The organism is Kitasatospora sp. NPDC053308 (assembly GCF_055585785.1).
In genome coordinates this window covers 44,660-65,696 of record NZ_JBVJJY010000027.1, presented here as the reverse complement: position 1 = coordinate 65,696, position 21,037 = coordinate 44,660, and the positions used below count along the sequence as shown (strand labels likewise).

Here is a 21,037-nt window from a genome sequence, read left to right as displayed (position 1 = left end):
CGTCGAGAGCTCATGGCGCCAGTCTTCCGGGCTGCCCGCCACGAGCTCAACGACATTTGACCCTGCAAGATCAATTGCGAGACACGGCCTAGGGCCGCGAACCCGCCCCGAGCGCTGACCGCCGCCCCGGGCCCCGTCTCAGGCGCCCGCCTTCGGCTGCCCGCTCCCGGAGGTCTGCGGGCGCCCTGGGCCCGCCGCGCCGAGCGCCGGGGGCCGCCAGTCGTAGGTGGCCTCGGTGCGGCGGAGCAGGACCCGGGTGGGCAGCAGGCCGGCGAGAGTGAGGGCGGTGTCGCGCAGCAGGGTGGCGGCGGGGCTGCGCAGGGCCACGAGGGAGCCGACCCGCCGGGACGCGGTGACCAGCGCGGTGGTGCGGGGGAGTCGGGCGGCGGTGTAGGCGGGGAGCGGCGCGGCGAGGTCGGCGGCGGGCGCGAGGAGGGAGGCGAGGACGACGGCGTCCTCGATGGCCTGACAGGCGCCCTGGCCCTGGAAGGGGCTCATCGCGTGGGCGGCGTCGCCGAGGAGGACGACCCGGCCGTGGTGGTGGGCGGGGAGCGGGTCTGCGAGTTCCCGGACGTCGTGGCGCAGGACGCGGTCGGGTTCGGCCCGGGCGAGCAGCTGGGGCAGGGGTGCGCACCAGCCGCCGAACAGCCGTCGGAGTTCGGCGAGTTCGTCGGCCGCGCGGGTGCCGGCCGGGGCGAGGGCGGCGAAGTAGAGGTAGACCCGGCCGTCGGCCAGGGGGACGATGCCGGCCAGTCGGCCGCGCCCCCAGATCTCGCCGGCGGAGGCCGGTCGGCCGTCCGGGCGGACGATGGTGCGCCAGGTGGTGAATCCGCTGTAGCGCGGGCCGGGGTGCCGGGGGAAGAGCAGGCCGCGGGTGGCGGAGCGGATGCCGTCGGCGGCGACGACCAGGGCGGCGGACTCCTCGCCGTCGGCGGTGCGGACGACGGCGGGTTCGTCGGCGTCCCCGGGGGTGACCAGCGTGGCGGGGGAGCTGGTGCGGACGGTGCCCGCCGGCAGGGCGTCGACCAGGGCGGCCATCACCTCGGCGCGGGCGACGGCCGCGATCGGGTCGCCGAAGTGGGCCTCGAGGGCGGCGGTGCTGGTGCGGGCGAGCCAACGGCCCGCGGGGTGGCGCACGCCGACGGCCGGGTGCGGGGCGGCGAGCGCGCGCAGCCGGTGGCCGACGCCGAGCTGGTCGAGGCAGCGCAGGGCGTTGGGGGCGAGGGCGAGGCCGGCGCCGACGGGTTCCAGGGAGTCGGCGCGCTCGTGGACGGTGACCGGCACGCCCTGCCGGTGGAGGGCCAGGGCGGCGGTGAGGCCGCCGATGCCACCGCCGATGACGATCGCCTGCTGCGGGCCCATGGGGCACTCCTCTCCTCGCACTACAGGTGTAGTGTCCGTTGGCCGGTACGGTACTACACGTGTAGTGCGAGGCGCACTGCCGCTGTCGTGAGTTGGGTGAGCCCTGCCGGAAAGGCCATGATCGGACCCATGACACCGCCGCGCCCGACCCTGATCGCCGACGCCGCCATCGCCCTGATCGCCGACCGCGGCCTGCGCGGGCTGACCCACCGTGCCGTCGACGACGAGTCCGGCCTGCCCACCGGGTCGACCTCCAACCTCGCCCGGACCAGGGCGGCCCTGCTCGAACTCGTGCTCGTCCGGATCCTGGAGCTGGAGACCGCCGACCAGCCGGTGTTCACCGAGACGGTAGGGCTCCCGGCCGCCGCCCCGGCGCGCGAGCAGCTGGTCCAGGCCGCGGCCGACGCGCTCCACCGGGCGCTCACCACCGGCCGCACACTCACCCTGGCCCGGCTGGAACTCGCCCTGGAGGCCACCCGCAGGCCCGAACTGCGCGCGGTCTACGACCGCCTGGGCGCGGGCTTCACCGACGTCGGCGCCGCCCTGCTCGCCCGCGCCGGCTCCACCGAGCCGGCGGCCGACGCCCGCCGGCTGATCCGCTGGTGCGACGGCGTGCTGTTCAATTCGACGGCGGGCAGCGGCCACGGGTACGAACCGACGCCGGAGGAACTGCGCGACGAGGTGGCCGCCTACGTCGCCGCGCTGCTGGACCGGCCGGGGCGGTAGCCGGGACCGGCGGACGCACCCGGCGACCGCCCCGGCCGGCCGACCCGCTCCGGGCCCGCTGCTCCGGGCCGGGAGCAGCGGGCCGTCATGCCCGGCCCGTCAGCCCGTCCCGTCATGCCCGTCCCGTCATGCCCGTCCCGTCATGCCCGGCCCGTCATGCCCGTCCCGCGACCGTCACCTCGGGCTCGTGCAGCACCGGGAAGTTGACCGAGTTGGCGATGAAGCAGCCGCGGTTCGCCTCCGCGTGCAGGGCGAGCGCCTTCTCGACCATGCCCGCCTCGGCGACCTCGATCCGCGGGTGCAGCACCACCGAGGTGAAGTGCCCGCTGCCGGCGGCGACGGCCATGGTGCCCACCGGGCGGTCGACGTACGAGGTCACCACGACCCCGTTCACCGCGCACTGGTGCAGGTACGACATCAGGTGGCACTGGGCGAGCGCGGCGAGCAGCAGCTGCTCCGGGTTCCAGCGCGCCGGGTCGCCGCGGAAGGCGGGGTCGGCGGAGCCGAGGATGGTCGGCAGGCCCTCGACGGCCACGTCGTGGTCGCGGGAGTAGGAGCGGTAGTCACTGGTGCCGGCGCCCAGGTTGCCGGTCCAGGTGATCTCGGCGGTGTACGTGTGCTGCCTGGCCATGCGGATGCCTCCGAGTAGGCGGATACGGGCGGATACGAGCGGACTTCGTCCTGACTCCGGACGGACTCCGGACGGGCCGTGGGCCGGAAGGTCCGCGGCCCGGCCAGTCAACCGCAGCGGGACGCCCCGCGCGAGGCCCGGCGCCGTCAGGCCTCGCGCGGGGCGCATTCCGCTGGGCCGCGCGAACGGCGAGCCCGCCGATCGCCGGGCACCGCGCGCACCACCACGGCCACGCCGCCCGGTGACGAGACCGTCGAAGCCGGAGAACAGCAGGTCGGGTCGCCGCCCGGGAGGCCGCGCATCAACGACCGCCGGCACGCCGCGCGCATCCTCCAGACCGCGAAGCCGCGCGCCTCCGATCCGCTTCGATCCGCGCGCCGCGCAGTGGCACCGGATGCACGCCGTCGCCACCTCGTTTCCCCTCCAGCACGGCCCCCTCGACCCGCGCCGGCACGACGACGCAGAACACGGCGGCGATAGGTGGCGCGGTCGGCGGGGCCGCGTCGTCGGACCGCTCGGTCGGGCGGAAGCGACGGGGTGGCGGGCAGCCGGTTCCCGCCGGGGCGCCGGTGCCGGGAAACGGCGATGTTTGCCCGTGTCGATCGGGGTTAGTAGCAGCCTGGGCGGGCGGTACACGGGCTCGGCCGGCAGACTTCTCCCCCCAGTCTGCCGGCCGGGCCCGTCGTGTAGGGCCCCGAGGACCTGAGCCCTGAGGGGCGGTCCTGGCGGCGGGCGGGCAACGGTGGCCTCGACGTCGTCGCGGCGAACAGCACGCGGTGCGTGCCCAGGACGCCGTGCGGCCTTCCGGTCTCTCCCTCTTCCGTGCGCGGCCGGTGCCGGCCACCGATGCTCCGGAGGCGGAGCCGGTGGAGCGTTCTCGACCTCCTGCGCTGTCCCAGCCCGCGACCAGCCGACCCTTCCCCGGCCACCAGCACGGCTCCCCCCGTCGTGATCCGGCCGGGGGAGAGCCCGGCCCGACCCAGCCGTCGTGATCAGGTCCTCCGGCCGGTCCGACCGAGGCGTGGATCCCCGGCCGACCGCCGCGGACCGGACGGCGGCCGGGCTCCGGGGCGGACCGGCCGGTCGCCCGCAGGCTCTGCGGCCTCCGCGGCCTCCGCGGCCAGCAGGGCCCGCAGCGCTCCCGGCGTCAGCCCGACCGAACGACGCACGGCGTGGGTCATGTGGGCCTGGTCCGCGAAGCCCAACTCCGCCGCCAGGGCGGCGAGTCCCGTGTCGCCCTCGCTGATCCGGTCGAGAGCCCGGGCGACCTTCAACCGGGTGCGGTAGCGGGCCAGGCCCTCGCCGGTGGCCTCCCGGAAGATCCGGCTGAGGTGGTGCGGGGAGCACCCCACCGCACGGGCCAGCTCGTCCAGGCTCGATCCCAGGTCCGCGGCCAGCGCGGCACGGGCGGCGTCCACCAGCCGCCGGCGCGCCGACACCCGCACGGGGAGGCCGGCGGCGATCCGCTCCGGCAGCAGGGCGGAAAGGATCTCCGAGGCGAGTTCCAGGGTCAGCTCGGTGAGTTCGAAGGCGTCCGCACGGTCACGCGCCCGCGCCGCCAGCACCCGCTGTCGCAGCGTCATCCCCGGCGTGGTGAACACCAGTCCCTGCGGCACGGTCGGGTCCCCGGCCAGCAGTTCGACGAGCCGCGGCTCCGAGAGCACGATCTCGGTGTAGGAGTCGCCGCCGCACGGGTGCGCGAACCGGTGCTCGCTGCCGGGGCGTTCGACGTAGACGCTGAGCGGGTCCAGCACCTGTTCCACACCGTCCGCCCGCGCCAGGAAGAGGCCCCGGCGGACCATCACCAGGCCGAACACCTCCATCGGCCGGGCGGGCGTCCATCCGTGGGGCGGATGACGGCAGTCGACTTCCGCGGCGTAGACGTCGTCGTCGCTCAGCAGGCAGAGGCGTTCGACCGGCATGCCTTCCAGCCTAGGCCCCGGGCCGACCCCGGCGCGGTCGGACGGGTCGGACGGGTCGGACGGGCCGGACACCGCCGGGCCGACCCGCGCGGGGGCGCCCGTCCGACCCGCCCCCCGGGCGCGAACAGCGCGGCCCGGTACGGCGATCACCGCTTCCGGCCGCTTGCGCGCGGCCGGCCGAACGCGCAAGAACGTGCAAGCCGGCACCGCGCCCTCCCCGCCAGCATGGACCCCGCCGACGCCCCGCACGGGGGTCGAGGCGTCGGCCGCCATCACGCCCCCTGGAGGAACACCGATGACCCGCGATCCGGGAACCGCCTCGCGCCGCACCCTGCTGCGCGGGGCCCTGGCCACCGTCGGCGCGACCGCCCTGGGGCCGCTCACCGCAACGTCCGCACGGGCCGACACACCACCCGAGCACGGCAGTTGGGCGGCGGCCCGGCGGATCGGCCGGTACCGGGTCCTCGCCCTGCTGGACGCCCACGGCACGTTCCCGGCCGCCGCCGCGGCCGCCTTCCCGGACGCCACGGCGCAGGCGTGGGAGCACGCGCGGGAACTCGACCCGGCCGCCTTCGGACCGCACGGCACCTGGGAACTGGACTTCCGCTGCTACGCCGTGCGCGGACCGGGCGGGCGGACCACCCTGGTCGACACCGGCATCGGTCCGGCGGGCAGCCCGGCCTCGACCTGGGCGCCCGTCCCCGGCCGGCTCCCGCAGGCCCTGTCGGCGGCCGGCATCCGACCGCAGGACGTCGACACCGTCGTCCTCAGCCACCTGCACGAGGACCACTACGGCTGGTCGGTCACCCCGGACGGCGTCCCGGCCTTCCCCGACGCGCAGTACGTCGTCCAGCGAGCGGAGGTCGCGGGGCTCGCCGCCGGCGACTCGGCGCTGCGGTACGTCGTGGACCCGCTGCGCCGAGCCGGCCTGCTGCGCCAGGTCGACGGCCGATGCCGGCTTCCCGGGCCCCGGGGGAGCGGCGCTGGGCTCACCCTGCTCGGCACGCCGGGCCACACACCGGGCCACCAGTCCCTCCTGGTCGAAGGGGGCGGACAACGGCTCCTGATCACCGGCGACGTGCTGGTCCACGCCGTCCAACTCGCCGACCCCGCGACCCGCTACGCCTTCGAGGCCGATCCCGTCCTGGCCCGCCGCACCCGCGAGGCCCTCCTCGCCGAGGCCGGGCGCACCGGGACCGTCCTGGCCACCCCCCATCTCAACCGCCCCTTCCTTTTCCTTCCGCTGCCGGCACCAGGGCCCGCCGCGCTGACGCCGCCCGCCCGAACCGGCCGGTGACGGTGTCGCGGTCGATGACGCAGATCAGCAGGCGCCCCGGGGATCCGACGACCCAGGGCGCCGTCGACCCGCTCGGCGATGTCGGCCAGAGCGCCTCCGGCGAGCGGCAGCGCGTCCACAAGCACACGGCCTAGGCAGCCACCCTGATGACGGTGGATCACGAACACCGTCCCGGCGAGGCTGACGGTGCGCTCGATCCGTACGCGGCAGCACGGATCATCCCGCGGGCGCGCCGGCGCGGCTGCCGGCCCGGGTGCGCGCGGGCGCTGCGCCTCCGAGGGTCACGGAGAGGCAGTCAGATGACTGATGTGTACCGAGCGGGGGTCCGACAGAGTCATCGCTGCCGGGAGCCACCCGGCCGCGGGCGCACGCACGCCCGCGAGCCCGCGCAGGAACGAGGAGCACCACCATGACAACCCGTCGCCAGTCCAGTGGGAAGTGGAAGACGACCGTGACCACCGCGGCCGTGGCACTGGCCATCAGCGGCGCCCTCGCCGCTCCGGCCGCCGCCGCCACCCCGGCATCGAGTCGGGCGAGCGCCGGCAGTGCGCAGCCCGTGGAGCCCCGGGACCACCCGGGCGGCCGGCCGCTGGCGAGGCAGCACTGGGTCGTCAAGTTCCAGGCCGGCACGGCGGCCGCGCTGAACTGGGCGTCCAACTACTCCTGGCAGCGCAGCTACAAGGACTGGACGGTCGCGATCGTGGGCCGCAACCTCCAGGGCAAGGACGTCACCATCTACACCAAGATCACCAACCTGGTGAACAGCGAGGGCGGTGTGGTGGGCGGCCAGACGCTGCCGACGGCGAACGTGGCCATCGCGCACAACACCATCGTGGCCCAGGGCAACGTCAACATCATCACCAAGGTGGTGAACGTCCACTTCATCAACCTGCAGTTCCACGACGTCTACCACGCCAACTGCTACGCCACCGAGGACATCCGCGACGCCGTCAAGGCACAGCTCGCCTGCACGATGGGCTGAGCCCGGGCGAGGGCGTGGCCCTCGGGGAGCGGCCGTACACCGTCGTCCGTGCCCCTGACGCGGGGCCAGGTCCCGCCCCGGCACGCCGATGCCGACGGCACCTGCCCCGTACCGCGTCCCGTGAGCCCCTGAAGGCACCACGCGATGACCGACGCCACCCGGCCCGCGCCCGCCGCCGCACCCGGGCGGCCGGCCCGGCCCGGCACCGCAGCCGGTCCGCACCAGGTGCTGCCCGTGCCTGGTGCCGGAGAAGTCGGGGCCCCATCCTGACGCCGACATCCGGGCCCGTCATGAGTACGGGTACTCAACCGCGGACGTCGAGCTGTAGCACTCCTCCAGCGGCCATCGTGCCACCGAAATAGCGTGACTCAGCGCTTCACTCGGCGGGCTGACAGTGCCGGTCGGCGAGCGGTCGGCGAGCGGTCGGCAAGCGGTCGGCAAGCGGTCGGCTGGAGGAGGCCGGCGGTCCACCCTTGACCCGGACCCCGGGGTCCGGGTCTAGCGTTCTGGACGGCGAGGAGGTGCTCATGCGTGCGGGTGAGGCGGCGGCTGCCGCCGGAGTGACGATCAAGGCGCTGCGGTACTACGAGGACTGCGGGCTGCTCAGGCCGGGCCGTGCGGGCAACGGCTACCGCGACTACAGCGCGGAGGACGTTCGGCTGGCCGAGGAGATCCGCAGCCTCGGGGCGCTCGGCCTCGCCCCCAGGGAGACCCAGCCGTTCCTCTCCTGCCTGCGCGCAGGACACGACGAGGGTGATCACTGCGCGGAGTCGCTGGCCGCCTACCAGCGGAAGATCGATGCGCTCGACCTGCTCGTCGCCCGGCTGACCCGCAGCCGGGACCAGTTGGTCCGCCGCAGGGACGCGGCGGCCCGGCGAGGTTTCCCCACCCCCACCGCTGGCCCTGAGCCCATGAAGGAGCCCGACGAGATGCTGCCCCAGGCCGACCCCCTGCCCTCCGGCCTGCCCGCCCCGGTGGACGACGGCGCCGCCGCCCATCTGCCGGGCCGTACGCTGCCCGCCCTGTCATTCACGGGCACGGACGGCACCGCCGTACGCCTGGACGCGGTTTCCGACGGGCGCTGGGTGCTGTTCCTCTACCCGCTCACCGGAGACCCGGCCGTCGACATCCCGGAGGGCTGGAACGAGATTCCCGGTGCCCGCGGCTGCAGCCAGGAGGCGTGCGGCTTCCGCGACAACCTGGACGCCCTCAGGGCACAAGGCGTCGACCGGGTGCTCGCCCTGTCCTCGGACCGGGCCGATTACCAGCAGGCGCTCGTGGACCGGCTGCACCTGCCCTACCCGATGCTCTCCGACCCCCGACTCACACTCGCCGACGAACTGGAGCTCCCCACGTTCGAGGCCAACGGCCAGACGCTCTACAAGCGCCTCACCCTCGTGCTGCGCGGCGCCACGATCGAGCACGTCTTCTATCCGGTCTTCCCGCCGGACACCCACGCCGACGAGGTCGCGCAGTGGTTCCGAGACCATCGCGCCGCCTAAGCGAGTCGGCACAGAGAGGGGAGGGACACGGCATGGCCCAGGTCGACAAGGTCCGACAGCGGTTGGCCGGCGAGCTGTCGCCGGGGGAACGGGTGCAGTACGGCATCCTCGGCTTCAGGGTCGGCGGAGTTCGCAAGACCATGATCGGTGGGGCCGCGGGAATCGCCGGAGCGGCGGGCGCAGCGGCAGTGGCCGTGGTCACGAGCGGTGCCAAGGCGGACGTTCCCGCTGCGCAGCTTCCCTTGCCGGGCCGGTTCATCGTCGGGCTCACCAGCCGGCGCCTGATGGTTTTCTCGATCGGGGGTACCCTCGTCGCCAAACCGAAGAAGCTCCTGCATTCCTACGCTCTGGACCAGCTCGCATGGCTGTCCGAGCCGGAACTGATCGCAGGCGTGGCGCAGTCGCTCAGAGTCTCCATCGGCGTGGCCGGCGCAGGGGTGTTGAGCTTCGAGTTTCCGCGGCTGCAGGTCGCCGAAGCACGCAGCATGGTCAGCCGGATCGCGAGGGGCCTGACCCCTCCTCAAGCGTGAGCCGTCATGCCGGCCGCACCTCTCCCGTCACCGGGGCATCGCCCCTGGCCGCAGACTTCGCTCGACCGGCCGACCGAAGCGCTCGGTCGCCCGGAGGACCGGTCCCGGCCGCCGAAGAAGCGGCCGGGACTTCCTCCATGACCCACCGCCGTCCTCCCGCCGAACGAGTCGGCCGCCGAGGACTGCCCGCACGCCTACCGCACGGAGCGCCGCCACAGCCAGGTCGTCGGCGTCGCCGCCATCTCCGGCCTCGCCGGTCTCCGCGCCATCGGCGCGGGCGGCCTGCTCTTCGCCGCCCCCGCCCCCGCCGCAGCCGATAGGCCGTGAGAAGGCAGCCGAGCGTGGGAGGCCCGCCGTCCTGTCTGGGCCGGCTGTCCAGGAACTCCTTCCAGCCCCCGGCCGGTGTCCGTCCGGGGGCTGGAATGTGCACATCCTGGTTCGGATCAGTGGCCCTCGTCGTGCTTCCTCGGCGAGGGCAGCTTGTCTATCAGCAGGGCGTAGAGGCCACTCAGAATGAAGATGGCGGCGTACTGCGCCAAGTCGTTTCCGCTCAGCAGCTTGACAACCCCGATGAGCCCAGCAGTCCAGACGAGCGTGGCAATTATCCTGATCGCCATTGCACGCTCGCCGTTACGAGAAGGATGACAGGCAGGCTGTCGCCCCGGCGCCGACGACCTTTGCCGCGATGTCCTTGGCGACATCCTTGCTGACATACTTGCCGATAACGAACGCCCCTGCTCCGCCGATCCCCGCCTTCACAAGGCAATTTTTCACCATGTCCGTCATCTTCTTGCTGACCAGCAGCGATGCGCAGTCGTTCGCGTCCTGCTTCCACAGGCACATCGACCGCCGCTCGCCGACCGGGTCGACCCCAGCGATGGGGGATACGTCCTTGGCCTCGGTTACGGCGGCTTGACTCCCTGTGGACTGGCCTGCCGCGAACGCTGTACCCGCAGTGCCGGTCACGAGAACACCGCCGAGCAGGGCTGTGGAAATTATGCCGGATATGGCGCGCTTCATTTGCAGATTCTCCATACGCTTCGGAGGAGCGGTTCCGATGAGGACCCCGTTCCTTATTGCCTGGGGTAAGGCTAAGAAGGGAAGATCCTTTGGGGGAAGGGATCCAGAGGTGCCTCGGGGGTGCCTCTGGGTCACAGACGGCCGCCCCGCCGAGACCGGCCCGACCATCAGACCCACCTAAGCCAGGCCCGGCGCGCGGGTCGGCGGCCCCGCGCGCCGGACGCGGCGCGGAAGGCCGAGATCGTCGAGGCGATGGCCTGGTCCGGGGACACCGACCGGGCCGAGGTCCTGGCCCGCGCCCTCGCGGACGGCTGGGAGCGGAGCCGGGCCCTGACGGCCGTCCTCGGCGCGCTGGCCCGACGCGGCGAGACGGCCCGCCCCGCCCACGCCGGCCCGGCGGCCCGTGTCGGCCGGGGACCCGACGGCGGTGGAGGGGCGACCGGATGGACGGCGGGAGGGCGGTCGTGACCACCCGACAAAGGCGGTGCGGGGAATGTCGGGTGGCCGGATCGGCGATCGCCGCACGATGAGGGCATGGATGACACGACCTTGGTTTCCCGGTTCCTGCGCGACGGCTTCGTGAAGCTGGAAGGCGCCGTCGCGCCGCGGGTGGCCGCGGACTGCGGGCGGCTGCTGTGGCGGGAGACGGGCTGCGACCCGGACGACCCGTCGACGTGGACGCAGCCCGTGCACTGGGTGGGCGGCATGGCGCAGGGCCCGTTCGCCGCCGCACCCAACTCACCTGCCCTGCACCACGCGTACGACCTGCTCGTGGGCGCGGGGCGCTGGGAGCCGCGCTACTCGCTGGGCACCTTCCCGCTGCGCTTCCCGCACGCGGAGGAGCCGGCCGACGCGGGCTGGCACATCGAGGGCAGCTACCTTCCGGAGGGCGAGAGCTGGTACTTCGCCAACCTGCGCTCCCAGGGCCGGGCGCTGCTGATGCTGTTCCTGTTCAGCGAGGTCGGCGAGGAGGACGCCCCGACCCGGATCAGGGTCGGTTCGCACCTCGACGTACCCAAGGTGCTGGAGCGGTACGGCGAGGACGGGGCGAGCGTGCTGACCCTCGCGCCCGACGTGGTGGCGGCGTCCGAGCACCGGCCACTCGCACTCGCCACCGGATCTCCGGGCGACGTCTTCCTGTGCCACCCGTTCCTGGTGCACGCCGCGCAACCGCACCGCGGGACGCTGCCGCGCTTCATGGCCCAGCCGCCGCTGCTGCCGGCGGCGCCGTACGAGCTGGAGCGGGCCGACGGAGCGTACTCGCCCGTGGAGATCGCGATCCGCCGCGGCCTGGGACAGCACACCCCCGCGCCGGCCGGCCACGCCGGCCAGGGCCTGGGCCTGGACTGGTGGTGACGGCGTGCCGTTTCAGGGCGGCGTCGTCGAGTTCCAGGGAGGCGTCGTTGAGACCTCCGCCGGGTGCCGGCCCCCTCATCGGCTGCCGGGACGGGAGCTCCTTGTAAGACGGTTGTGAAGATCGCTAACATGCCCGCGTCGGCGTTCGCGCACGTCGGAGGGGCAGGGGCATGCCAGTGCTGTCGGGACCGGTGCCGGGTCCGTCGGGATCGGGCCGCCCGGCCTTACCCGGACGCGAGGCGGAGCGCTCCGCGCTCACCCGCGCGGTCGACCGGCTCACCGCCGGTCAGGGCACGGCGCTCGACCTCGCAGCCGATCCCGGCCTGGGCAAGACCGCCCTGCTGCGACTCCTCGCCCGGATGGCCGCCGAACGCGGCGCCACCGTCCTGCGCGCCCGGGCGGAGAGCCCGCACGCCAAGCCCTACCAGGTCTTCCGGGACGCCTGGGCCCGGGCCCAAGCGGACGGCCTCGACACCGTCCCCTGGGACACCGGGGCCGAGCACGACGTGATGCGGGCCCTGCGCGACCGCGGCCGGGACGCCATCGGCACCGTCCTCCTGCTCGACGACTTCCACCTCTGCGACCCGGCCTCCGCGCGCCTGGTCGAGCGCCTCCTCGACGAACCACCGCCGGACCGCCTGCTGTTGGCGCTCGCCCACCGGCCGCGGCAGACCCCGCCCGCCCTGCTGGCCGCGCTGGACGAGGCAGGCCGGGCCGAAACCGCCGTCCGCCTGGAACCCGCGCCGCTGACCACCGAGGCCATCGCCGCCCTGCTCCCCGACACCGCCGAAGGCCGGGCCCCACGGCTGCACGCCGCCTCCGGCGGCAATCCGCGCATCCTCCACCTCCTGCTCGCGGCCGGGCCCGACCCGGACCACTGGCCGGAGCGCTCCGACGCCGCCGCCGGTCCGCTGCTGCGCGCCGCCGCGCCGCTGCTGGCCGAACTCGACGACCTGCCGGCCGGGCCCGCCGCGGTGCTGGCCGCGGCCTGCGTGCTCGGGGAACCCTTCCGGCTCGGGGACGTCGCCGAGGTGGCCGGGCAACCGGCCGGCGCCACCGCCGACGCGCTCGCCGAACTCGCCCGGGCCGATCTGGTCCGCTCCGCCGGTCCGGGCGGTGATCTCGTGTTCCGGCACCCCGTGCTGGGCCGCCTGGTCCACCACCGGCTCAACCCCGGCCGCCGGCTGGAGGCCCATCGCAGAGCCCTGGAGCTGCTGGACACCCGTGGCGCCCCCGCGGCCCTGCGGGCCCGCCACGCCGAGCAGTTGCTCATCGGCGGGGAGCCGGAGGGCGCGCTGCCGGTACTCGTCCGGGGCGCGGCCGAGGTGCTCGCCCGCTCGCCTGCCACCGCCGCCCGCTGGCTGAAGACCGCCCTCGAGACCGCCCCCGCCGCAGACGGCGCGTTCGACGCCCGCACCCGGGCGGCTCTGACCCTGAGCCGCTGCCGGGCACTGACCGCGGCGGGCCGCTTGGACGAGGCCCGGACGCTCGGGCACGAGCTGCTGCGCACGCCCGGCGGCCTGCCCGCGCCGCTCGACGTCCGGGCCCTGGCGGTCTGCGTCGGCATCGAGCGGCTGCTGGGCCGGTACGCCGAGGCCGAGGCGATGGCGCGCACCGTCATCGACCGGCTGCCCGACCCGTTGCCGTCCCCCCTGCCCACCTCCACCGGCGAGTTGGTGTTCGACTACGGGCTGCTGCGCGCCGTCCGGGGCACCGTGGCCGGGGTCCGCGACCTCGCCCGCCGGGCCGCCACCGCCAGCGCCCCGGACACCGAGGCCCGCACCGCGCTGGAGGTGCTGGCCACCTTCTGCGACGCGTACGCCGGCGACGTCCCCCGGGCCGGGCCGGAGACCGAGCGGTGCGGCCGGATGGTCGACGCCGCCCCGGACACCATCGCCGGACGCGCGCCCGAGGTGCTCGCCCTGCTCGGCTGCGCGGAGCTGTACCTGGAGCGCTTCACCGATGCCCACCGGCACCTGACGCGGGGTCTGGCCACCACCAGCGGCGGCGCCCACAAGCACATCGCGGTCAACCACCTGCTCGGCCTGTCGATCCTCGACCAGTGGGCCGGCCGCCTGGACGCCGCCCAGCGGCACGCCCGCGAGGCCGAGCGGCTCGGCGGCGAGATCGGCGCCCCGGACGTGGTCGGACTGGCCATGGCGATGCGCGCCAGCGCCCTGCTCTGGGTCGCGCCCCGGCGGCGGACCGCCGAGGTGCTGGCCCTGGCCGAACAGGGCCTGCGGCACACCGTCCCCGGCACCGGCTGGTGGGCGGGTTCCGCCGTCGGGCTGCTGGCCCAGGCCCAGCTGGTGGCCGGGGACCCGGCGGCGTGCCTGCGGACCCTGCTGGAGGACAGCGGCGGCGAGGACCTCCATCTGCTCCAACCCGCCGCCCACCCCTCGCTGTTCGCGCTGATGACCACGGCGGCGCTGCTCTGCGGGGACTTCGACACCGCCCGGCGCAGCGTCAGGGCGGCCGACGAGTCCTCGGCACGGCTGGGAAGGCTGCCCTTCCAGCAGACCCAGGCCGACCGGGCTGCCGCCGCCCTCGCCTTCGCGGAAGGCGACCCAGCGCGCTCGGCCGAGCTGGCGATGGGCGCGGCCCGGGTGCTGCGCGGCCTGCGGATGCCGGTCCAGTACGCCTGGACGGTCATCGCCGCCGCTCCGGTGCTGGCCCAGGTGCACGGCCCAGCCGCGGCACTGGCGCCGCTGGACGAGGCGTTGGAGGCGGCCCGCGCCTGCGGGGCGCTGCGGCTGTGCGAGGACGGGGCCCGGGTGCGGGCCGCCCTGACCGCGGCCGGCGCGCCCGCGGCGGCTCCCACCGGGGACCCGGTCACCGTGCTGAGCGCCCGGGAGCGCGAGGTGGCCGAACTGGCTGCCGACGGGCTGTCCTCCCGTCAGATCGCGGGACACCTGGTGCTCAGTCCCAGGACGGTCGACACCCACCTCGGCAGCGTCTACCGCAAGCTCGGCGTCTCCTCGCGCTCCGCCCTGGCGCGGCTGCTGCGCCGTCAGACCTGAGGCCGGGGCCGGTGGTTCGGTACGTACCTTGCGTAGTTCTGCCGATGCCCGGGCATCCGGGCCCGGGGCAGACTCCTCGGCGTTCCCCTTCGAACACCTCTTCCGTGGAGAGAGCATGCAGCTCAAGCGCGCCCTCGGGGCCGTCGCCCTCGGCGTCACCGTCCTGACCGCCGTACCCGCCCTGGTGGTGCCGCAGGTGGCGGCCGCCGCCGACTGCTACACCAACTGCGACCCGTGGGACGACCCGAACCGTGTCAACGACCCGATCATCGTGACCGGCGCCAATCCCCCCGAGAGCGGCGTGGGCGGTGTGCCGTGGTACGGCGGCGGCGGTGGCTCGCTGTCGGCGCACGTCGTCTCGGTCGGCGAGGTCACCCGGAAGAAGGAGTTCTGCAAGGTCAACACCCAGCTCTACCCGGTCCCCCTGAAGGTCACGATCGACGTGTTCAGCGGCTACAAGGTGTCGTCCTCGCTCTCGGCCTCGGTGGTGGACGCCCTCAAGGCGAGCATCGGCGCCGAGTTCAGCAGCAGCCGTACGCTGTCGTACAGCGTGGACGTCAAACTCCTCTCGGGCCAGAGCTACGGCCTGTTCTCCGAGCACCAGACCATCACCTACGCGGTCACCATGCCCAACGGCTCCACCCAGACGGTGGACGTGGACAAGGCGACCGGCACGGTCGTCGACGCGCCCTGCTCATGACCCGTCAGCTCCCTGCGGCGGCGCGGCGGATCAAGCCCGTCGTGCCGCCGCTCGGCGCCGAGGCCGTGCCCGCCGAGGACCGGGCCCGGGCCCTCGGCGCGTTAGCGGAACTGTCCGACGCCGCACGGTACTTGGCGGATCCCGATCTGTTCCACCGGCCCCGGGTCCGTACCAGGCTGCACTTCCCGCGCGTCAGGTCGGCGGACCCGCGCCTGCTCGCTGAGCAGGTGACCGCGGCGGCCGAACAGCGGGTCGCGGCAGGCCTGCTGGCGGTCCGCTCGGTCCGCGCCGAACTCGCCGAACGCCCCGGGCAGCGGCCGTGCTTCACCCCGGCCGCGCTCGCCGAGCTGAACCGGCTGCTGGTGGCCGCCGATCCCGATGTCCCCGGCGGGGGCGGATTCCGGCGCACCCCCGCCACCGTCACCTGGCCGGACGGACAGCGCTTCGTCGTCGCGGTGGCCCCGGGACGCGCGCTGCACGGGCACGTGGAACGCTGGTACCGCTGGGGGACCCGGACCACCTCGCCCGCGCTGGACGCGGCGGCGCTGCAGATGGTGCGGCTGTACACCGTCCACCCGTTCCCGGACGGCAACGGGCGCACCGCCCGGCTGCTGGCCCAGTGCGATCTGGTGGGCGCGGGGCTGCTGCCCGGGCTGCTGCTCGACCTGGAAGGCTGGGCCGACCTCAACCGGGAGGCGCTCGACCAGGCCGTGGTCGCCGCCGCCGAGGGCGAACCCCATCGCTGGGGCGCGCTGTTCGCCCGGGCCGTGACCGAGACCGCCCGACACCGGACGGCCACGCTGGCCGAGTACCGCCGGGTCCTCGACGGCACCGCCGAGCTGGTGGCCGACGACCAGGACGCGGTCGCGGTGCTGGGCGCGTTCCGCTCCGCCCCCGCGGTCTCCGCCGACTCGGTGGGCGGGCGGATCGCGCCCGGGTCGGCGGCTCCCGCGATCGCCCGGCTGAGGGCCGCCGGAATCCTCGCCCCGCACCCCCGGCTGCCCGGCGCGCTGGTCCAGCCCCGGCTGCTGGCCCTCCTCGACGCCCCCTACGCGGAGCCGGGTGACTGAGCGCCCGCGGTGGCGCGGCGGTCGGCACCGGGAGTGCGGTCCGGCCCCGCGGGACGAAGGCGGCCACGTCCAGGGCGGGAGTAGCCGGTCGGCGGCGAGGGCAGACGGAGCAGCTCGACGGGGCCGGAGCGGGCCTCGCCGGCGGGCGACCTCGGCGTAGGTCTCGGCCCGGTCCGTCCGCCGCACTCGCACGCGGGTCTTGACCCTGCGGACCGTCACCGCCCGCCTGTGCAGGTGCGGGCCGGGAGGGCACGCTCCGACCCTGACCACACGCGGGAGCGGCGCCGGGACCTCGGCATGCTGAAGTCCATCGGCATGACACCCCGCCAGGTGACCGCCGTGACGGTCACCTCCATGGCCGCGCTCGGCCTGCTGGGCGGGCTCGTCGGGCTGCCGCTGGGCATGCTGGCCCATTCCCTGATCCTGCCGGTCACCGGCCACGCGGGCGGGATCGACTTCCCGTCGTCGATGCGGGACGTCCGGCACCTCGGCGACGTCACCGTGCTGGTGTTCTCCGGCGTCGTCCTCGCCGCCCTGGGCGCGGTGGTCCCCGCCCGTTCGGCGGCCCGGCTGACGATCGCCAAGGTGCTGCACAACGAGTGAGGGCCGGCGTGAGCAGTCAGCGAGAGCGCTGCGGTCGTCCTCCGGGCAGGGCCGTGGTCGGCCGCAAGGCGCGCCGCGGCCGCGCCGGGGCCCCCGAGCGGGCGGCGGTCTCGTCCACCGCGCCCGCTGCGCCGGGGCGGAGGCCTCCCCGGGGGCCCGGTGGCACCGGGAGGCGCCGATCACCGTGCTGCTGCGGAGGCGATCGTGGCGGTACCGGCCGCAGCGGCTTGTGGTCATCGCCGGGTGCCCGGTATCGGAACGTACCGGCCGCGGGACGGCCGCCGGTCCGGGCGGGCGGATGCGCTCACGGTCCGCTCGCGGCCCTGAGCCCGTCGAGCGCCTCGCGCAGCAGACGTTCGTGCCGGTGCGGGTCCAGGAGCTGACGGAGGTCGGCGGCCAGCACGGGTGGCAGTCCGCCGGTGAGGGCGCCGGCGCGGTGGACGGCGTCGGCAGCGACGTCGAGTTCACCGAGTGACAGGTGCCCGTTGACGACGTAGAGGAACCAGAGCGCGCTGTAGGGCGACGGGAGGGAACCGTCCTGGGCGGCGAGGCTGTCCGCCAGGACGGCCAGCTGGGGTTTGGCCTTGCGGTGCTGGCCGAGGAAGGACCAGACCGCCGCCCGGCCGATGGCGACGAAACGGCGGTAGGCCTCCGGGTCCGCGGCGGCGGTCGCGTCGCGGTGCGACGCGGTGAAGGCCTCGGCCGCACGGTCCAGCGCTCGGAGGGCGTCGGTGGCCCGGCCGAGTTGAGCGGACGCCGAAGCCTCGCAATTGTGCGCCTCGAGTGCTGTGGGCGCGGGCAGGACAGGGGCCGCCGTGCGGGCCGCGCCGAGGAGCCCGAGGGCGTCGTCGGCGCCGCCCGCCAGCAGATGGTGACGGGCGAGTTGTGTCATGGCGGCCGCCGTGAGGTCCCCGTCCCCTGCGGCTGCGGCCGCCCCGATGGCCGTCAGGGCGTGGCGCTCGGCGTGGGCCAGCTCCCCGAGGGCGCAGCTGAACCCGGAGCACAGCAGGGCGGTGCGTGCGGACAGTCGGCCGAGGCGGCGCGCGGTCGGGCCGTCGTCGCCCGCGGCGGCCAGGAGGCGCACGACCTGCCGGTGTTCGGTGTGCGCCGCGCCGTAGAGGAACCGGGTCGGGAGGAGGCTGGCGAGCATGTGCTCCTCGAGAGCCGCAGTCCGCGCCTCGATCCAGTCGACGCGTTCGACGGATCGTCCGTTCGCCGCGCGCCGGGGGAGGCGCTGCGGGGAGGCGAGCGTGGCCAGGGCTTGGCGCAGGTGGCCGGTCAGCTTTCGGCCCCGCAGCGCGAACGCCGCAGGACCTCCGGATCGGGGGACCGGCCGCGCCCGGGGGATGTGCAGCCGCGGGTCGGTGCGGGCGGCGTCCAGCGGGATGCCGTCACCGGCGGCCAGGTGGATCCAGAACGGCCAGCCGAGGCGGGCGACGTCGCAGGCCGACACCCCGTGGATGTGAGCCATGGCGAGTTGCGCGGAGCGTTCGGGCGCGATGCGCCCCGACTCCCAGCGGCTCACCTTCTCCCGGCGGGCGGACATCCGCCCCAGGCCGAGATCCGCGTGCGTGCGCGCGACGAGACGGGCGTACTGGGGCTGCGACAGGCCCAGCGCCGCCCGCAGCACGGTGAGGGGATGCGTCATGGAGGTGACCTGGTTCTGCTGTGCTCTGTCGACAGGATGGCAAATCGTACACGCACTTCTTCCGGGTGTCAGACGCCGCGGCATGCTCCGGGACCGGGCCGACAGCCGCGACCCGGCGGTGCGATCAGACGCCGGGCTTCCTGCGCCGCCGGCTGCCGCCGGAGGCGGTCGCACTCGTCGTCCCGGCCTCAGGTCCCGACGGCCCCTGCCGGTGCCGGAGGCGCCCGGTGGACCGGGCGGTCGGGGCCGGAAGGGATCACGAGCCGGTACGGCAGCAGATCTCATGGTGCTGGCGGCTGGCGATCAGCGCCGCTTCGAGCCGGGAGGTGACGCGGAGTTTGTCCGGCACTGTGGTGACGTGCTTCTTCACGGTGCGCTCGGTGATCCCCAGCCGGTGGGCGATGGGCGCGTTGCCGAGGCCGGAGGACAGGAGCAACAGGACACTGGTCTCCCGTTCGGTCAGGGTCGTCAAGTCACGCGGCGCGTGAAGGGCGTTCCTCTCGCACACGCAGCTGCTGGTGTCGATGAGGGCAGGGATGGGCATGGCGTCCTTCGTGCGGTGGTGGCGCTGTGATCGGCGCGGCGGGAGGGGCAGGGCGGGAGGGATCGGGCCCTGCAGCCGCCGGGAAGCGCCCTGAATCGTCGCGCCCGAGGTCGTCGCCTCCGATCCTAGGAACACCGTCCGGAAGGTTCCAGGTGGCAAGGCACCCCCAAGCACCCCCTCGGGGGAGCGGCCGGCCCGAGAGCCGGCGACCGGGCGCCCCGTCCGGCACACTGCCCTGCGCCGCCGCCGTGTCCCGGCGTCGCGGCGCTCCTCGGCCGCACCGCGGCCAGGGCTTCCGGTCGTCGACGGGCCGGTGCACCTCGGTACACCGGCCCCGAAGTCCACTATTCGTACTACTGCGAACTGACGAGACTTCTGTCCGCCGCCGGACGAGCTCTCGGAAAGCGAGGACAGGCCCGGGACGTACCGGACAGCCCGCCTGCTGCCCCCGGCGCACGATGGAAGGAAACCAAGAACCGTGCGTTCCCAGCTGCGTGTTGCCGCCGCCACCGTCGCCGTCACCGCCTCACTGATGGCCGCAGCGCCGCTCGCCACCGCGGCGCAGCCCCACCAGACGGCCCGGACGCCGGCCGTGGTCTCCACGATCAGCGACGAGACCGTCGAACTCACCCCGGCCGAACTCGCCGAGATCCAGCGCATCGCGGACGAGATCACGAGCGAGGCCGCCGCGAGCGACAGCCCCACGCCGGGGGTGTCCGTGTTCAGCGCCAAGGGCGATGCCGCCGAGAAGTTCGTCGCGCTCCTGAAGAAGTCCCCCAAGCTCTTCAAGACGGCGATCGGCAAGGCCAAGGAAGGCAAGGACGCCTTCGACAAGTGGATGGGCAATCAGAACATCGTCGTCCGCGGCGCCTGGTGGGCGGCGGGCGGCTACGCCCAGAGCCTGGTCATCGACGAACTCGCCAAGCTGATCGGCTGACGGCTCCGTCGCCCCGGTCCCCGGTCCGTCGGATCGGGGACCGGGGCCGGGGCCCGTCCGACGGGGACGCCCACCGAGTGCGGCCGACCGCCCGACGAGTCTCGCGCGGTCTCCCCACACCCGGCTCCGGGCCTGTGCCGGCACCGGCGCGCGGGCGGCGCCCGGCTGACACGCGGCGCGGCCGGACGGCGAGTCGACGGACTACCGCCCCTCCTCCCAGGTCCGCCGCACCACCAGTTCCCACGTCGGCGCGGAACGGCCCACACACCGCCCACCGTCAAGGAACCAGCGTGACCGACCCCGCCCCTCGCACCTCCACCCTCCCCGACATCGTCGCTCACACGAGCGTGCCGCTGCTCATCGGCTCCTTCCTCCTCCGGGTGGCAGCCGAACACACGGCCGCCCACCCCTCCTTCACCGCGATCTCCTGGATGTGCCAGGGACTCGCCCTGCTCTGCCTCCTCACCGGCATGGCCATGGCCGTGCTGCGCAAGGACCGCCCGTCCCCCGGTATGTGGGGTCTGCTGCTCGTGTGGACGTTCGGTACGGGAGCGGCCGTCCTCCACGCACACTGGTGAGCGGCCGTCGAACCGGTCCGGCCGGCGGCTGGTCGCCTCGCGGGTGGGCACCTGGCCGTGTGCGCCCCGCGCAGCAACCGCGCGAAGGCGGACAAGGACATCTCGGAGTGGCTGCCCCCGCCGCACCTACCTCACGGACTGGACCGCCGTGAAAGCCTGTTGGGGCCTGTCCGTCGACGGCAGGGAGCACGGCGCGATGCGGCGGCTCGCGGCCGGCCTGCGCGACTCCAAGGCCGCCGACCGCCGGACCTGGCCGGTGATCGCCGCCCACACCCAGCTCCGCCGCGCCCGTCCGCTCGTCGCCGACCTCCGCCACCCGTGGGAGATTCCGACGGAACTGAACAAGTTCACACCCGCCCGTGTCCGGCGCGGGTCCAGGAGCCTCCGCTCGAAGGCCCCCTCACCAGCGCGTGCACCGAAACCCACCCTCCCAGGCCCCGGCCGGCCGTCTGGCTCGAAGAACCAGCGGCCCGCCGCCCGCTACGAGGTGGGCGGAGTCCGGCTCCCGGGGAGGCGTACGCGTGGCTCGCCATCACAAAATGGCTGTTCGACTCGCCCGACCTCAACCCCGTCGAATGGGGCTGGGCGACGGCCTCCGGCACCGGGCGG

Annotated in this window: 20 protein-coding genes and 1 pseudogene; 14 read left to right on the top strand and 7 right to left on the bottom strand. The window is 74.6% G+C overall.

Features of this window, described 5'->3' with window-relative positions; genetic code table 11:
• Positions 1-138: 138 nt before the first annotated feature.
• Complete coding sequence (locus tag ACZ6Y7_RS35085; protein WP_465762004.1) at positions 139-1,362, bottom strand: FAD-dependent monooxygenase; 1,224 nt, start codon at positions 1,360-1,362, stop codon at positions 139-141.
• A gap of 129 nt (positions 1,363-1,491) precedes the next feature.
• Here ACZ6Y7_RS35085 and ACZ6Y7_RS35080 point away from each other — a divergent pair, with 129 nt between their 5' ends.
• On the top strand, positions 1,492-2,088 hold the full coding sequence (locus tag ACZ6Y7_RS35080; RefSeq protein ID WP_465762003.1) for a TetR/AcrR family transcriptional regulator: 597 nt from the start codon (positions 1,492-1,494) through the stop codon (positions 2,086-2,088).
• A gap of 154 nt (positions 2,089-2,242) precedes the next feature.
• On the opposite strand, the gene ACZ6Y7_RS35075 is transcribed toward ACZ6Y7_RS35080, so the two are convergent.
• Together ACZ6Y7_RS35075 and ACZ6Y7_RS35070 are read right to left on the bottom strand one after the other, a co-directional pair.
• Positions 2,243-2,719 carry an OsmC family protein gene (locus ACZ6Y7_RS35075; protein WP_465762002.1) on the bottom strand — a complete coding sequence of 159 codons (477 nt, stop codon included), beginning with the start codon at positions 2,717-2,719 and terminating at the stop codon, positions 2,243-2,245.
• Positions 2,720-3,711: 992 nt separating this feature from the next.
• Entirely contained in the window at positions 3,712-4,641 is a 930-nt protein-coding gene (locus ACZ6Y7_RS35070; RefSeq protein ID WP_465762001.1) for a helix-turn-helix domain-containing protein, read from the bottom strand.
• Between the two features lie 295 nt (positions 4,642-4,936).
• Between ACZ6Y7_RS35070 and ACZ6Y7_RS35065 the strand changes: the two genes are divergently transcribed.
• The 4 genes from ACZ6Y7_RS35065 to ACZ6Y7_RS35050 all read left to right on the top strand — a co-directional run bounded on the left by ACZ6Y7_RS35065 (position 4,937) and on the right by ACZ6Y7_RS35050 (position 8,952).
• A complete protein-coding gene (locus ACZ6Y7_RS35065) occupies positions 4,937-5,938 on the top strand; it encodes an MBL fold metallo-hydrolase (RefSeq protein WP_465762000.1) in 1,002 nt (333 codons plus the stop codon).
• Positions 5,939-6,347: 409 nt separating this feature from the next.
• Positions 6,348-6,920: a hypothetical protein gene (locus ACZ6Y7_RS35060; RefSeq protein ID WP_465761999.1), complete on the top strand. Its 573-nt coding sequence runs from the start codon at positions 6,348-6,350 to the stop codon at positions 6,918-6,920.
• Positions 6,921-7,447: 527 nt separating this feature from the next.
• Complete coding sequence (locus ACZ6Y7_RS35055) at positions 7,448-8,422, top strand: MerR family transcriptional regulator (protein WP_465761998.1); 975 nt, start codon at positions 7,448-7,450, stop codon at positions 8,420-8,422.
• Positions 8,423-8,454: 32 nt separating this feature from the next.
• Positions 8,455-8,952, top strand: coding sequence for a hypothetical protein (locus ACZ6Y7_RS35050; RefSeq protein WP_465761997.1), 498 nt, complete (start codon positions 8,455-8,457; stop codon positions 8,950-8,952).
• A 443-nt stretch (positions 8,953-9,395) separates the two neighbouring features.
• Here ACZ6Y7_RS35050 and ACZ6Y7_RS35045 read toward each other — a convergent pair whose 3' ends face one another.
• Both ACZ6Y7_RS35045 and ACZ6Y7_RS35040 read right to left on the bottom strand, forming a co-directional pair.
• Positions 9,396-9,569 carry a hypothetical protein gene (locus ACZ6Y7_RS35045; protein WP_465761996.1) on the bottom strand — a complete coding sequence of 58 codons (174 nt, stop codon included), beginning with the start codon at positions 9,567-9,569 and terminating at the stop codon, positions 9,396-9,398.
• Positions 9,570-9,582: 13 nt separating this feature from the next.
• Positions 9,583-9,972: a hypothetical protein gene (locus tag ACZ6Y7_RS35040; protein ID WP_465761995.1), complete on the bottom strand. Its 390-nt coding sequence runs from the start codon at positions 9,970-9,972 to the stop codon at positions 9,583-9,585.
• Positions 9,973-10,224: 252 nt separating this feature from the next.
• Here ACZ6Y7_RS35040 and ACZ6Y7_RS35035 point away from each other — a divergent pair, with 252 nt between their 5' ends.
• The 6 genes from ACZ6Y7_RS35035 to ACZ6Y7_RS35010 all read left to right on the top strand — a co-directional run bounded on the left by ACZ6Y7_RS35035 (position 10,225) and on the right by ACZ6Y7_RS35010 (position 16,721).
• Positions 10,225-10,440, top strand: a complete 216-nt coding sequence (locus ACZ6Y7_RS35035) for a hypothetical protein (protein ID WP_465761994.1) — start codon at positions 10,225-10,227, stop codon at positions 10,438-10,440.
• A gap of 66 nt (positions 10,441-10,506) precedes the next feature.
• Positions 10,507-11,328 (top strand): phytanoyl-CoA dioxygenase family protein, encoded by an 822-nt coding sequence (locus tag ACZ6Y7_RS35030; protein WP_465761993.1) that lies wholly within the window; start codon positions 10,507-10,509, stop codon positions 11,326-11,328.
• 170 nt (positions 11,329-11,498) lie between these two features.
• Complete coding sequence (locus tag ACZ6Y7_RS35025) at positions 11,499-14,348, top strand: helix-turn-helix transcriptional regulator (protein WP_465761992.1); 2,850 nt, start codon at positions 11,499-11,501, stop codon at positions 14,346-14,348.
• Between the two features lie 115 nt (positions 14,349-14,463).
• Positions 14,464-15,048, top strand: coding sequence for a DUF6426 family protein (locus ACZ6Y7_RS35020; RefSeq protein ID WP_465761991.1), 585 nt, complete (start codon positions 14,464-14,466; stop codon positions 15,046-15,048).
• The gene (locus ACZ6Y7_RS35015) at positions 15,045-16,118 is read left to right on the top strand and encodes a Fic family protein (protein ID WP_465761990.1); all 1,074 of its coding nucleotides are present in this window, start codon (positions 15,045-15,047) and stop codon (positions 16,116-16,118) included. The genes ACZ6Y7_RS35020 and ACZ6Y7_RS35015 overlap by 4 nt, the downstream gene beginning before the upstream one ends.
• Before the next feature lie 297 nt (positions 16,119-16,415).
• Entirely contained in the window at positions 16,416-16,721 is a 306-nt protein-coding gene (locus ACZ6Y7_RS35010; protein ID WP_465761989.1) for an FtsX-like permease family protein, read from the top strand.
• A gap of 304 nt (positions 16,722-17,025) precedes the next feature.
• Here ACZ6Y7_RS35010 and ACZ6Y7_RS35005 read toward each other — a convergent pair whose 3' ends face one another.
• Together ACZ6Y7_RS35005 and ACZ6Y7_RS35000 are read right to left on the bottom strand one after the other, a co-directional pair.
• Positions 17,026-18,369, bottom strand: coding sequence for a hypothetical protein (locus ACZ6Y7_RS35005; RefSeq protein ID WP_465761988.1), 1,344 nt, complete (start codon positions 18,367-18,369; stop codon positions 17,026-17,028).
• Between the two features lie 256 nt (positions 18,370-18,625).
• Positions 18,626-18,913, bottom strand: coding sequence for a response regulator transcription factor (locus tag ACZ6Y7_RS35000; protein WP_465761987.1), 288 nt, complete (start codon positions 18,911-18,913; stop codon positions 18,626-18,628).
• A 478-nt stretch (positions 18,914-19,391) separates the two neighbouring features.
• On the opposite strand from ACZ6Y7_RS35000, the gene ACZ6Y7_RS34995 reads away from it, so the two are divergent.
• The 3 genes and pseudogenes from ACZ6Y7_RS34995 to ACZ6Y7_RS34985 form a co-directional block, all read left to right on the top strand.
• Positions 19,392-19,850 (top strand): hypothetical protein, encoded by a 459-nt coding sequence (locus ACZ6Y7_RS34995; RefSeq protein WP_465761986.1) that lies wholly within the window; start codon positions 19,392-19,394, stop codon positions 19,848-19,850.
• Between the two features lie 290 nt (positions 19,851-20,140).
• Positions 20,141-20,428, top strand: a complete 288-nt coding sequence (locus tag ACZ6Y7_RS34990; protein ID WP_465761985.1) for a hypothetical protein — start codon at positions 20,141-20,143, stop codon at positions 20,426-20,428.
• A gap of 217 nt (positions 20,429-20,645) precedes the next feature.
• A pseudogene (locus ACZ6Y7_RS34985) lies at positions 20,646-20,921 on the top strand (NF041680 family putative transposase); the annotation flags it as partial.
• Between the last annotated feature and the right edge of the window lie 116 nt (positions 20,922-21,037).

Coding starts and splice junctions, on each gene's coding strand:
- ACZ6Y7_RS35085 (WP_465762004.1), bottom strand. CDS start 1,362: ATGGGCCCGCAGCAGGCGATCGTCATCGGCGGTGGCATCGGCGGCCTC.
- ACZ6Y7_RS35080 (WP_465762003.1), top strand. CDS start 1,492: ATGACACCGCCGCGCCCGACCCTGATCGCCGACGCCGCCATCGCCCTG.
- ACZ6Y7_RS35075 (WP_465762002.1), bottom strand. CDS start 2,719: ATGGCCAGGCAGCACACGTACACCGCCGAGATCACCTGGACCGGCAAC.
- ACZ6Y7_RS35070 (WP_465762001.1), bottom strand. CDS start 4,641: ATGCCGGTCGAACGCCTCTGCCTGCTGAGCGACGACGACGTCTACGCC.
- ACZ6Y7_RS35065 (WP_465762000.1), top strand. CDS start 4,937: ATGACCCGCGATCCGGGAACCGCCTCGCGCCGCACCCTGCTGCGCGGG.
- ACZ6Y7_RS35060 (WP_465761999.1), top strand. CDS start 6,348: ATGACAACCCGTCGCCAGTCCAGTGGGAAGTGGAAGACGACCGTGACC.
- ACZ6Y7_RS35055 (WP_465761998.1), top strand. CDS start 7,448: ATGCGTGCGGGTGAGGCGGCGGCTGCCGCCGGAGTGACGATCAAGGCG.
- ACZ6Y7_RS35050 (WP_465761997.1), top strand. CDS start 8,455: ATGGCCCAGGTCGACAAGGTCCGACAGCGGTTGGCCGGCGAGCTGTCG.
- ACZ6Y7_RS35045 (WP_465761996.1), bottom strand. CDS start 9,569: ATGGCGATCAGGATAATTGCCACGCTCGTCTGGACTGCTGGGCTCATC.
- ACZ6Y7_RS35040 (WP_465761995.1), bottom strand. CDS start 9,972: ATGAAGCGCGCCATATCCGGCATAATTTCCACAGCCCTGCTCGGCGGT.
- ACZ6Y7_RS35035 (WP_465761994.1), top strand. CDS start 10,225: ATGGCCTGGTCCGGGGACACCGACCGGGCCGAGGTCCTGGCCCGCGCC.
- ACZ6Y7_RS35030 (WP_465761993.1), top strand. CDS start 10,507: ATGGATGACACGACCTTGGTTTCCCGGTTCCTGCGCGACGGCTTCGTG.
- ACZ6Y7_RS35025 (WP_465761992.1), top strand. CDS start 11,499: ATGCCAGTGCTGTCGGGACCGGTGCCGGGTCCGTCGGGATCGGGCCGC.
- ACZ6Y7_RS35020 (WP_465761991.1), top strand. CDS start 14,464: ATGCAGCTCAAGCGCGCCCTCGGGGCCGTCGCCCTCGGCGTCACCGTC.
- ACZ6Y7_RS35015 (WP_465761990.1), top strand. CDS start 15,045: ATGACCCGTCAGCTCCCTGCGGCGGCGCGGCGGATCAAGCCCGTCGTG.
- ACZ6Y7_RS35010 (WP_465761989.1), top strand. CDS start 16,416: ATGCTGAAGTCCATCGGCATGACACCCCGCCAGGTGACCGCCGTGACG.
- ACZ6Y7_RS35005 (WP_465761988.1), bottom strand. CDS start 18,369: ATGACGCATCCCCTCACCGTGCTGCGGGCGGCGCTGGGCCTGTCGCAG.
- ACZ6Y7_RS35000 (WP_465761987.1), bottom strand. CDS start 18,913: ATGCCCATCCCTGCCCTCATCGACACCAGCAGCTGCGTGTGCGAGAGG.